This window comes from uncultured Shewanella sp., assembly GCF_947495455.1.
Classification (GTDB): Bacteria; Pseudomonadota; Gammaproteobacteria; order Enterobacterales; family Shewanellaceae; genus Shewanella.
The window spans coordinates 1-11,835 of the sequence record NZ_CANLZC010000139.1; the positions used below are offsets into that span (position 1 = coordinate 1).

The 11,835-nt window shown below is 38.6% G+C and carries 9 protein-coding genes and 2 tRNA genes; 10 read left to right on the top strand and 1 reads right to left on the bottom strand.

What is annotated here, in order from left to right; all coding sequences use genetic code 11:
* The first annotated feature begins 501 nt into the window (after positions 1-501).
* From cyoA to Q0791_RS22780, 6 genes are all read left to right on the top strand, one after another.
* On the top strand, positions 502-1,380 hold the full coding sequence (cyoA, locus tag Q0791_RS22755; RefSeq protein WP_299011472.1) for a ubiquinol oxidase subunit II: 879 nt from the start codon (positions 502-504) through the stop codon (positions 1,378-1,380).
* 2 nt (positions 1,381-1,382) lie between these two features.
* On the top strand, positions 1,383-3,353 hold the full coding sequence (cyoB, locus tag Q0791_RS22760; RefSeq protein WP_299011474.1) for a cytochrome o ubiquinol oxidase subunit I: 1,971 nt from the start codon (positions 1,383-1,385) through the stop codon (positions 3,351-3,353).
* Complete coding sequence (gene cyoC / locus Q0791_RS22765) at positions 3,346-3,948, top strand: cytochrome o ubiquinol oxidase subunit III (RefSeq protein WP_299011476.1); 603 nt, start codon at positions 3,346-3,348, stop codon at positions 3,946-3,948. Before cyoB ends, cyoC begins: the two co-directional genes overlap by 8 nt.
* Entirely contained in the window at positions 3,945-4,274 is a 330-nt protein-coding gene (cyoD, locus tag Q0791_RS22770) for a cytochrome o ubiquinol oxidase subunit IV (RefSeq protein WP_299011477.1), read from the top strand. Before cyoC ends, cyoD begins: the two co-directional genes overlap by 4 nt.
* Positions 4,271-5,119, top strand: a complete 849-nt coding sequence (gene cyoE, locus Q0791_RS22775) for a heme o synthase (protein WP_299011485.1) — start codon at positions 4,271-4,273, stop codon at positions 5,117-5,119. The genes cyoD and cyoE overlap by 4 nt, the downstream gene beginning before the upstream one ends.
* A gap of 120 nt (positions 5,120-5,239) precedes the next feature.
* Positions 5,240-5,330: transfer RNA gene (locus tag Q0791_RS22780), tRNA-Ser, on the top strand.
* A gap of 541 nt (positions 5,331-5,871) precedes the next feature.
* Here Q0791_RS22780 and Q0791_RS22785 read toward each other — a convergent pair.
* The gene (locus tag Q0791_RS22785) at positions 5,872-7,401 is read right to left on the bottom strand and encodes a hypothetical protein (protein WP_299011479.1); all 1,530 of its coding nucleotides are present in this window, start codon (positions 7,399-7,401) and stop codon (positions 5,872-5,874) included.
* Between the two features lie 694 nt (positions 7,402-8,095).
* Between Q0791_RS22785 and uvrY the strand changes: the two genes are divergently transcribed.
* The 4 genes from uvrY to Q0791_RS22805 all read left to right on the top strand — a co-directional run bounded on the left by uvrY (position 8,096) and on the right by Q0791_RS22805 (position 11,736).
* Positions 8,096-8,740 carry a UvrY/SirA/GacA family response regulator transcription factor gene (uvrY, locus tag Q0791_RS22790; RefSeq protein WP_299011481.1) on the top strand — a complete coding sequence of 215 codons (645 nt, stop codon included), beginning with the start codon at positions 8,096-8,098 and terminating at the stop codon, positions 8,738-8,740.
* Between the two features lie 91 nt (positions 8,741-8,831).
* Positions 8,832-10,661 (top strand): excinuclease ABC subunit UvrC, encoded by a 1,830-nt coding sequence (gene uvrC / locus Q0791_RS22795; protein WP_299011486.1) that lies wholly within the window; start codon positions 8,832-8,834, stop codon positions 10,659-10,661.
* A gap of 184 nt (positions 10,662-10,845) precedes the next feature.
* Positions 10,846-11,397, top strand: coding sequence for a CDP-diacylglycerol--glycerol-3-phosphate 3-phosphatidyltransferase (gene pgsA, locus Q0791_RS22800; protein WP_299011483.1), 552 nt, complete (start codon positions 10,846-10,848; stop codon positions 11,395-11,397).
* A 263-nt stretch (positions 11,398-11,660) separates the two neighbouring features.
* Positions 11,661-11,736 (top strand) — tRNA-Gly (locus Q0791_RS22805).
* The last annotated feature ends 99 nt before the right edge of the window (positions 11,737-11,835 follow it).

Consider the following 11,835-nt stretch of genomic DNA (forward strand, 5'->3'; position numbering starts at 1 on the left):
AAGGGAGGTCAAACATAGGCCAAGAACTTACTCCCTAAAATTATATTAGCTCTTAACTGACCAGTATTAGGCCCTAGGTTATTGAGCAATATCGTTATGGCATAACGATATTGCCTCACATTTTCCTTTTATCTTTTCATTTAAGACTTGACTGTTTACTCAACTTCTCACTCAACTGTTCACTAAAAGAATGGGTGTAATCGTATCGCTTATTCTATCATTGATGATCTTGTATGTTTTTTGATATTGAATTATTAAATAATTAAATCTTAATGGTTTTTTTATGAACTTTCTGTTTTGGACATTTAACCTTGAGTCAATCTCAGTGTGCTTATATTTGCCGTTTTTTCTTATTGTGTTGTCATTTTGACTGACTTTATGCAAAAGACACTGCTAAATATCAAATTTTAAACAATACTAATATTACTCACATTTCTATAGCGACTCATCAAGTGGCTATGCTTTGAAATGTCAACTCCCATTCATTTGTAAAGAGTTGCCATGATGAAGATGACAAAGAAAGATTTGATTTGGATTATTTCATTGCTTTTGCTAACGGGTTGCAGTCTAGGTGTACTTGATTCTAAGGGGCAGGTGGGGAAAGATGAGGCGGAATTAATTATTACTGCGACCTTGTTGATGCTCATTGTGGTGATCCCTGTGATTGTCATGACCTTTGTATTTGCATGGAAATATCGGGAGCATAATGAAAAGTCAACCTATGCACCAGATTGGGCCCATTCAACCAAAATAGAGGCCTTTGTTTGGGGGATCCCTTTTCTTATTATTTTGGTCTTAGCCATTATTACATGGCGAACGACTCATGAACTTGACCCTTATAAGCCGTTAGACAGCGATGCTGAGCCCATCGTTATTGAAGTGATTGCGCTTAATTGGAAGTGGTTGTTTATCTATCCTAAATTTGGCATTGCCACTATTAATCATATCGAGATCCCCATTGATGTGCCCATTGCTTTTAAGCTCACCTCTGATGCGCCAATGAATTCTTTTTTCATTCCAAAATTAGGAGGACAAATTTATGCCATGTCTGGCATGAAAACACAATTACATTTAATTGCCAATGAACTAGGCACATTTAGAGGTATGTCAGCCAATATTAGTGGTGAAGGCTTCTCAGATATGAGATTTACCACCACTTCAACCTCTGAAAAAGGCTTTAAAGATTGGGTGAATAGCGTTAAACAATCCCAGCTGAAGCTGAATAAAGCGCAATACAATAAATTAAGTAATAAGAGTGAAAATCATCCTATACAGTACTTTTCATATGTTGAGCCGCGATTATTTGAAGCCGTAATTGAAAAATACATTTTGCCAGGTAAACAAGATGCGGATCGCAAATTTATTTTAAGGCAGGACTAACTATGCTAGGGAAATTAACTTGGGACTCTGTCCCCTGGGATAACGGCATTGTGATGGGCGCCGTTTCATTTATGGCTGCTGTGATCATAGTATTGGCATTAATCGTGACGCGATACGGTAAGTGGCGTTACCTTTGGAGTGAATGGTTCACGACTATCGATCATAAAAAAATAGGCATCATGTATATCCTTGTGGGATTTGTCATGATGTTAAGAGGCTTTAGCGATGCGATTATGATGCGTTCGCAATTAGCGTTAGCCGCGAGTGCACCAGGCTATTTACCTCCGGAGCATTACGATCAAATCTTTACTGCTCATGGCGTGATCATGATTTTCTTTGTGGCAATGCCTTTGGTGATAGGGTTTATTAATATAGTGGTGCCCCAGCAAATTGGCGCCCGCGATGTGGCATTTCCTTTCATGAATTCCTTAAGTTTCTGGCTGTTTTTTGTAGGCATGGTGCTAGTCAATATGTCTTTAGGAATAGGCGATTTTGCGCGAACGGGTTGGTTGGCGTATCCGCCATTATCAGGCATTGCTAATAGTCCCGGCGTGGGGGTGGATTATTATATTTGGAGTCTGCAAATTGCGGGTATAGGCACCCTGATGACAGGCATTAATTTCTTTGTCACTATTATGAAAATGCGTTGTCCAGGCATGACTTTGATGCGAATGCCTATTTTTACTTGGACTGCATTATGCACTAATATTTTGATTATTGCCGCCTTTCCTGTATTAACTGTGACGTTAGCTTTATTAACCTTAGACAGGTACTTAGGTTTTCATTTTTTTACCGCGACGGCTGGTGGCGATCAAATGATGTATGTTAACTTGATTTGGATTTGGGGCCATCCAGAAGTTTATATTCTTATTTTGCCTGCTTTTGGGGTTTTTTCTGAAGTCGTGCCGACTTTCACCCATAAGAAACTCTTTGGCTATACCGCTATGGTGTATGCCACTGCGGTGATCACTATCCTTTCTTTTAGTGTTTGGTTACATCATTTCTTTACCATGGGATCGGGGGCCAATGTGAATGCCTTTTTTGGCATTGCCACTATGATCATCGCCATCCCCACTGGGGTTAAAATATTTAATTGGCTATTTACTATCTACCGTGGGCGATTACAAATGAATTTGCCTATCATGTGGACCTTAGCGTTTTTATCAACATTCACCATAGGGGGAATGACTGGCGTACTATTGTCAGTGCCTGGTGCTGATTTTCTATTACATAACAGTTTGTTTCTTATTGCACATTTTCATAATGTCATTATTGGTGGTGTGGTGTTTGGCATGTTTGCCGGTTACTGTTATTGGTTTCCTAAAGCGTTTGGTTTTAAATTGGAAGAGAAGAAATGGGGTAAGCTGAGTTTCTGGTTCTGGGTGATAGGCTTCTATTTAGCTTTTATTCCTTTGTATGCGCTTGGTTTTATGGGCATGACAAGACGCCTTAATCATTATGATGTTGATACGGGATGGCAGCCTTTACTTATGGTGGCGATGGTTGGGGCGGTATCGATTTTATTTGGGATTATTTGCCAAGCAATTCAATTATATGTGAGCATTCGCGATCGCAATTTAAATCGTGATGAAACAGGCGATCCTTGGAATGCAAGAACATTAGAGTGGTCAACCAGTTCTCCTCCAGCATTGTATAACTTTCCTTTTACCCCTGTGGTCGATGATATCGATGCTTTTTGGAAAGAAAAGCAAGAAAACCCTGTTAGGCCTAAAGAGACACGGCCTTATGTGGATATTCATATGCCACGCAATACGGGAGCTGGATTCATTATGTCTGCTTTTGCGCTTGTTTTTGGTTTTGCGATGATTTGGCATATTTGGTGGCTGGCCTGTGTTGGAATATTGGGTATTTTTGTGGCCTTTATTCACCGGTGTTTTGAAAAAGATGTGGATTACTATATTCCTGCGGCTGAGGTCGAAGCCATTGAAAAGTTAAGGAGTCACAATGTCTAGTACTGTAATGGAGCCTCATGTTGAAGAGCTGGACGAACATTCGATAACCGTTTTTGGTTTTTGGATTTACATCATGAGTGATTGCATTTTATTTGCGACCTTGTTCGCGACTCATGCTGTATTGATGCCTAATTTTTTTGGTGGACCGACGCCCCATGAACTCTTCTCAATGCCATTTGTATTGGTGGAAACTTTTCTACTATTAACCAGTAGCTTTACTTATGGTTTGGCGATGCTGGCAATGCATAGAAATAAGTCGACGCAAGTTATCCAATGTTTGGTGATCACTTTTTTGTTGGGGCTGGGCTTTATTTCAATGGAACTTTATGAGTTTCATGAGCTCATCACAGAGGGGAATGGCTGGGATAGAAGTGCCTCTATTTCAAGCTTTTTTGGCTTAGTGGCGACGCATGGGTTTCACGTGACATTGGGATTGATTTGGATGTTGGTGCTCATGTGGAGTGTTTGGCATGTTAACTTGACCAAGCAAGTCAAAACACGATTGACTTGCTTAGGTTTATTTTGGCACTTTCTCGATATTATTTGGATATGTGTGTTTACTGTGGTTTATTTGATGGGAGCAATAGCAACATGAATCAATTAAAGGTGACTAGCAGTGGAGCTGATCATGGCACTTATGCTTCCTATATTACGGGATTTATTTTATCCATTCTTTTGACCATTATTCCCTATTATATTGTTGTTTATACCGATATTTCGGCTGGAGTAAAAACCCTTTCCATTATATTACTGGCATTAGCGCAATTATTTGTTCAGTTGGTTTTCTTCTTACATTTAAATACCCGCTCTGAAAAAGGTTGGAACTTTCTGTCATTTATTTTCACTATGTTAGTGGTGATTATTCTCATTGGAGGCTCTCTTTGGATCATGTATCATCTTCGAGTCAACATGATGTTATGAAACTGAAGTTATTGATATCAATAACAAAGCCTGGAATTATTTTAGGCAACTTAATGACGGTTATTGGGAGTTTTTTTTTAGCCCAACATGCAACATTCAATATGGGCATTTTTATTTTATTGCTTGTAGGAATAAGCTTTGTGATTGCATCGGGGTGTGTGTTTAACAATATCATAGATACGGATATTGATGCTCTGATGACAAGAACGGCTGATCGCGCTTTAGTGAAAGGGTTAATATCAGAGCGAGTGGCGTTACGTTTTGGAGTTTTTCTAGCAGGCGTAGGATTTTTATGCTTGCTTAGCATTAACTTATTGAGTTTTTTGTTTGGTGTTATCGGTTGGTTTTTCTATGTTGTTATTTATAGCTTGTGGGCTAAAAGGCAATCGGTTTATGGCACCATTATTGGCAGTATCTCAGGGGCTATGCCAATGGCAGTTGGCTATAGTGCTGGCAGTAATCATATTGATTCAGGATTGATTTTATTAATATTCATTAGTATTGCATGGCAAATTCCACATTCTTATGCCATTGGCTTAGTCAGAAGTGAAGATTATATCAAAGCCAATATTCCATTATTTTCTGTTTTACATAATGATAAAAAAGTAAAAAGACATTGTGCTACTTATGTTATTGTTTTTACTGTGTTTTGTTCATTATTGTTTTTTCAAGGTTATACCGGTTTGTTTTACTGGATCGTTATGATGTTATTGTGTTTGTATTGGTTATATTTATCCTTAAAGGGGTTTTACACTTCAAATATTCAAATCTGGGCGAAAAGCATGTTTCTTTTTTCCATTGTTATTATTTCCTCATTTAGCGTGTTAATTGGATTTAATTTTTGAACATTACGCCGAATTTATTGGGCAGTTAATACTATTCGATTGTAAAACAACCAAACGATTTTCAATATGACATTTTTTTGTTTACAGCAAGCTAGTGCGAAGGTACTATTCGTCCCGCTTGGAGAGATGGCAGAGTGGTCGAATGCACCGGTCTTGAAAACCGGCATGGGTTTGTAGCCCATCTAGGGTTCAAATCCCTATCTCTCCGCCATATTGAGTAAAAAGGCCCATCAGAAACGATGGGCCTTTTTACATTTAGACAAGAGTTAAAATGAATAAGATGAAGATAGCATGGGTTTGTAGCATGTTCATGTAGGGTTTAAATCCCTATCTCTGTGCCATATCTAGAGAAACGCCATTGAGAAATCAATGGCGTTTTTTGTGTCTGTATTTTAACAATGAGTTTGTAGCGTACTTATATAGGGTCCAACTTCCTATCTCTGTGCCATATTGAGTAAAAAGGCCCATCAGAAACGATGGGCCTTTTTACATTTAGACAAGAGTTAAAATGAATAAGATGAAGATAGCATGGGTTTGTAGCATGTTCATGTAGGGTTTAAATCCCTATCTCTGTGCCTTTTTACATTTAGAGAAGAGTTAAAATGAATGAGATGAAGATGGCATGGGTTTGTAGCACACTTATGTAGGTTCCAAATTCTTATCTTTTGACTATAGATAAACAAAAAAGCCTGTCGATGATGACAGGCGTTTTTATGTTTCTTATTGATCGCGGAGTAAGAGCATCTTCTCAATTACGATGACTTTAGCCAATCGGTATCAAAAGAGACAGTGTCAAAGGCCACTTGATCGCTGGCTGTTTTTGATTTCGCCTTATAATAACTGGTTTCTGACCAGCCAGGTACGCGTTCTTTCTTTTTTGAATAAATTTCTTTGAATTCAAAATCTAAAGATAAGGTAAAGTCAAAGTCGCCACTGACATCATCTAAGGCACCGAACCATACCCCTTCGGCGCTATATTGTAAGCCATAACGAGAAATGTCAGGGACAGAGTGCAGTTTGCCTGAACTTGAGCTTTTAAGCCATTTGCTGGTGCTTGAGTATTTAGATTGATCAAAACTCCACTCGGCATCATAACCATCTGTGGTGGTCACCGACTTCCAATCTGAGATATCAGTGGAAACAGATTTAGAGCTTGAATAGGAAATATCTCCACCGAGATACGCATCTTTTGAATCCGTTTTAATAGTATAGCTCATGCCAGATGTGCTACTCAGTGTACTGGTATTGTTGGCATTTTCAGGAGTACGTTTATAAAGACCAAGCCCTGCATTGGTATCTGAAGACACGCTAATGGTCGGCTTCACATATTGTAAAAAATAGCCCTTTTTTTTATTCTCATTGTAATACATGTCAGGGTTAGCACTGCCCCAAGGGCTGACAAATATGCTAGTACCCTGAGAGGTTCGATAGGCGCCAAATGAGTAGCCAGTATCTAATGTGTATTTCAGGTGAGTATCGTCGTCATCGACTGAGGTCACAACGGGGGTGATCATGGCTGAATAACATAATTGTTCATCGCTAGAGTCGGATGGGCAGCTGTAACCTAACTCTCCTCCAGATTCGCTACTACTAGTCAGTAGGTTACTGCTGCTGGATAACAGTGAGGTTGAATTAGAGGTGTCACTTGTATCAGATGAGGCAGTAAAATTTGCATCTAAATGATCTGTTACGTCACTGAGTAGTGCGGTTCTTTCTTCATCCGTTAAGCCACTGAGTGAGACATGGGTGGTATTGTCCGTTGCTGACGTCGTTAATTTATTTGCCGTTGTGTTATCCTCACTCGTATCGTCATTACTATCGTTTGTTAAAGCCACATCGGATGTTTTGACATTAAAGGTGTTGATTTGATCTATGCCATTTTTTTCGTGAGTAATGACAACAACAGGAGAGTTAAAACTTAATGGAAAAAGTGTGCTGTGTTTGCCTTGCATATTTTCCAGTACGATAGGTTTATGTTGTTTTTTGGCCTCTTTTAAGTAAGCGTTGATGGTGTCGTTTTCGCTATTATTACCAGATAAGTCGGCATAAACAATATCTGCTTTTTCTATTTGAGTGTCAATATCCTTACTATCATTTTGGTTTTCAGCTGTACTTTTTAATAAGTTTCCGTAATGGTTTTGTAAGCTTTCAGTGACGTAGCTATTGCTACTGGTGATATTTAAAACAGATTTATTTAATGTGCTTGTATCGGCATGAGCATTGATACTCAGTGCACTGATTATTATGCTTAATACTTTTTTCTTATTCATCACTTTTATCATAAATCAAACTCTTTTCTTGTTGATGTATTTTTTTAATAGTCATTATTTTTTGCATGAAAATTGAATTATTTTTAACTGCATTATTTATCAATTAAAATGTACGTTATAAAAATACATTAAAGTTTATTATGCATACCTCATGCCTGATAAAATATATGTGGTTGATATTTAATTTATAATTTAATTCTTATTAATTTCTTTTTACAATAACAATTAAGCTAAATTATATGACTGATATTCAGCATGTATTTAAATGCTGTCTTTTGAATTAACATTAAATTAATTTGTTGACTTTTTGTTATTATGTTGTGGGGTCAGTATGAGTTATTAAGATAGGGTTAATTGGGGGGATTTAAATTATTGTGTATCCATAGCAGATATCAAAAAGTGTGACTTCACTTATCGTTATTTGGGTCGCCTTTTATTCTTAGCAGCTGTATGGCTGATGTTTGTGTTATCTAATGAGTGATTTTTTCTTAAGAAAAGCGGGGCTCAATATTGACGATATTTAGAACATGATTAGTCATTTTTGCATAAATACTCTGCTGACAGGGGGGGATAGGACTTTTATTGCATTTCATATGGTTAGCAATTGGTAATTTCTGCTTTCTAATTCATAATAGATGGGATAAATTAATGATAACTTTTTTGGGGCATTGGCCTCAACACGTTTATGTCGGAAGGAAGAGATAATTTGATTTCTGTATATTTAGTCGATGATCATGAACTGGTTAGAACGGGTATCAGACGTATTTTGGAAGATGAACGTGGTATTAGGGTCGTTGGTGAAGCTTGTGATGGCGAAACGGCGGTGCAATGGAGTCGTCACAATGAAGCCGATGTGATTTTGATGGACATGAATATGCCTGGGATCGGTGGTTTAGAAGCGACACGTAAAATATTGCGTTATCAGGCGCACGCTAAAATTATTGTGTTAACGATCCACACCGAAGAACCATTTCCAACAAAAGTGATGCAGGCTGGTGCATCGGGTTATTTAACGAAAGGTGCAACGCCACCGGAAGTATTACAAGCCATTAGGCAGGTTGCCCATGGGCAGCGTTATCTCTCCCCTGAGATTGCTCAGCAAATGGCATTAAGCCAATTTAATCCAACTGAAGATAATCCATTTCAATCATTATCTGAACGTGAATTACAGATCATGATTATGATCACTAATGGTGAGAAGGTGAGTGATATTTCTGAGCAGTTGAATTTAAGCCCTAAAACCGTCAACAGCTATCGCTATCGTTTATTTGCTAAATTAGGCATAAGTGGTGATGTTGAGCTTACACGCTTGGCTATTCGTTATAAAATGCTTGATACTGGGCAGTTTTAGCCGGTTTTGTGAGTATAAAAAGCGCTTATTACATAAGCGCTTTTTATTTTAAACAAGTGTAGGAATTGCTTTACTGTTGTCATTGAGAGTCATTATGGGTGAATTTAATTCAACAGATTTTTTAAAAACGGTGAGTTCCGCCCCCGGTGTTTATCGTATGTATGATGAAAATCAGACGGTTATTTATGTTGGAAAAGCGAAAGATTTAAAAAAACGTTTGTCTTCTTATTTTCGTAAAAATATTCCCAATGTTAAAACGCAAGTCTTGGTGGGGCATATTAAACACATAGATGTGACAGTGACACATAGTGAAACAGATGCATTGATCCTAGAAAATGACTATATTAAGCAATACATGCCAAAATACAATGTATTACTTAGAGATGATAAATCCTATCCTTATATTCTTTTGAGTCAGCATAAGCATCCTAGATTGGCTTATCATAGAGGTGTTAAGCGCGAGAAAGGGCGATATTTTGGTCCTTATCCCAATGGTGGAGCAGTGAGAGAAAGCTTGCATTTAATGCAAACCCTTTTTCCGATCAGGCAATGCGATGATCTGTATTATAAGTCCCGTTCACGTCCTTGTTTACAATATCAAATTGGTCGTTGTAGTGCGCCTTGTGTTGATAAAATCAGTGAAAGTGATTATCAAGAACAAGTGACGTTAGCCAGTTTGTTTTTGAAAGGGAAAGATAAACAAGTGATGTCGGCTTTAGTGGATAAAATGAATTTAGCGGCTGCCAACCTAGAATATGAAATGGCCGCCCGCTTACGGGATCAAATTACCGCATTGCGAAAAGTGACTGAGCAACAAGAAGTGTCTACTGCATCGGGAGATATGGATGTTATCGGTGCACATTATGCTTCTGGTGTGGCGTGTTTTCACTTGTTATTTATTCGTGATGGGAAAATTTTTGGTAGCCGAAGTTATTATCCCAGTGTGCCAGCAAAAACGGATTTAACAGAAGTACTGCATGGGTTTATTTTGCAGTTTTATCTTAATACTGACAGTCAACGCAGTGTTCCTAGAGACATTATTTTAAACAGTGATTTTAAAGAAGCGACATTATTTGAACAGGCAATTCAAACTGCGCTGGATAAAAAAGTGTCTATTAAAACCAATGTGCGGGGTGAACGTGCGCGTTTTCTTAAGTTAGCCCATACAAACGCGATGCATGCCGTGAATACGCGTTTGTCACATAAAAACACCATTGAGCAACGTTTTGCGTTATTAGAAGCCGTCTTAGAAAACACGCAACCTATTCAACGTATGGAGTGTTTTGATATTAGCCATACGATGGGAGAAAGCACTGTCGCCTCTTGTGTAGTCTTTAATCGTGAAGGGCCACTAAAAGCCGATTACAGACGCTATAATATCACGGATATTACACCGGGTGATGATTACGCGGCAATGAAACAAGCCATCAGCCGACGATTTGATAAGATAAAGCCTAGTGGCAAAGTGCCGACGATTTTGTTTATTGATGGAGGGATAGGGCAGCTTCGTATTGCTCAACAAGTTGTCGATGAAAAGTGCACACATCTACAGAATCCACCTATGCTGATAGGGGTTGCGAAAGGTGAAGGGCGAAAGCCGGGGCTTGAAACATTAATTTATGGTACTACCGAGACCACCTTTAATTTGGCGCATGATTCAGGTGCTTTACATCTGATCCAGCATATTAGAGATGAATCACACCGTTTTGCCATCACAGGACATCGCAATAAACGCCAAAAAACACGTAATACATCGACATTAGAATCGATTGCAGGTGTTGGGCCTAAACGGCGCAAAATGTTATTGCAATATTTAGGTGGGCTTCAAGGGGTAAAAGGTGCTAGCGTGCTAGAATTAGCAAAGGTGCCGGGGATCAGTACCGATATGGCTCAGCTTATTCATGACTCATTAAAAGAGTGAAGTACAAGATTGGCGTTATGATGACCTGAATATTAAAAGTAAAATGATATGAGATAGCGTTTCGCTGAGTAGTGAAACATGGTTAGAAATGAGGCAAAGCGTTAATATTCCCTCGAGTATGCATTGCGGGTGTCTTGAAATTAAGGCAAGATTGACGCTGCTTTTTAGATAATAGGTTTTATCAATGCCCTTTAATGTACCCATAGCGTTAACCTTGTTCAGGTTATTACTTTTACCTGTTTTTGTTGTGCTTTTTTATATTCCTGAGACGTGGGCATCTTTCGCTGCGGCTTTTGTCTTTTGGTTAGCGGCGATAACGGATGCACTGGATGGTTATGCCGCTAGAAAATTAAAACAATCGACACGGTTTGGTGCTTTTTTAGACCCAGTTGCAGATAAAATTATGGTGATCACAGCCTTGGTATTGCTTGTGGGGCAATATAATAGTATTTGGTTGACGATCCCCGCTTTGTTTATGATTGGCCGTGAAATCGTGATCTCTGCCTTGCGAGAATGGATGGCTGAAATAGGTAAACGAGGTAAAGTGGCGGTTTCTTGGATTGGTAAATATAAAACCGCTGCACAAATGATAGCCATCATAGGACTTATTTGGCAACCTAATGATTTTATTATCTATACAGCATTTACCTTGTTTTATATTGCTAGCATACTGACTTTCTGGTCAATGATAAGTTATATTCGCGCGGCCTGGAGTGATTTAACTGCAGAAGAATAGCTTTTGAGTAAAATGCGCGAGTATAAAAAGCCCACATTTGTGGGCTTTTTTCATTCAAGTTGAAGGGAAAATCATCCGTTCGTTGATTTTGTGTTCAGTCAGTTAATTATCATCAAATTGGCGATTGACTCTCTGTCATAAATCGGTAGAATGCCATCCCGTACTCAAGACGAAGTGAACAAAACAAGTTATGTTCATATAGCTTTAAAAGTTAAAGTTTAAAGTTAAGAGTCATAACCGCTTAGGTTAGAATAGCAAGAAAGGCGACATTAGCTCAGTTGGTAGAGCGATACCTTGCCAAGGTATAGGTCATCGGTTCGAAGCCGATATGTCGCTCCAAAATACTTTTAAGTGTTTTGGGAATAAAATTTGGCGCGATGGCAGAATGGCTATGCTGCGGATTGCAAATCCGTCGATCTCGGTTCGACTCCGGGTCGC

What these genes read in the sequence shown, in the direction of transcription:
- cyoD (WP_299011477.1), top strand. Translation starts at nt 3,945, where the DNA reads ATGAATCAATTAAAGGTGACTAGCAGTGGAGCTGATCATGGCACTTAT.
- cyoC (WP_299011476.1), top strand. Translation starts at nt 3,346, where the DNA reads ATGTCTAGTACTGTAATGGAGCCTCATGTTGAAGAGCTGGACGAACAT.
- pgsA (WP_299011483.1), top strand. Translation starts at nt 10,846, where the DNA reads ATGCCCTTTAATGTACCCATAGCGTTAACCTTGTTCAGGTTATTACTT.
- cyoB (WP_299011474.1), top strand. Translation starts at nt 1,383, where the DNA reads ATGCTAGGGAAATTAACTTGGGACTCTGTCCCCTGGGATAACGGCATT.
- Q0791_RS22785 (WP_299011479.1), bottom strand. Translation starts at nt 7,401, where the DNA reads ATGATAAAAGTGATGAATAAGAAAAAAGTATTAAGCATAATAATCAGT.
- cyoE (WP_299011485.1), top strand. Translation starts at nt 4,271, where the DNA reads ATGAAACTGAAGTTATTGATATCAATAACAAAGCCTGGAATTATTTTA.
- cyoA (WP_299011472.1), top strand. Translation starts at nt 502, where the DNA reads ATGATGAAGATGACAAAGAAAGATTTGATTTGGATTATTTCATTGCTT.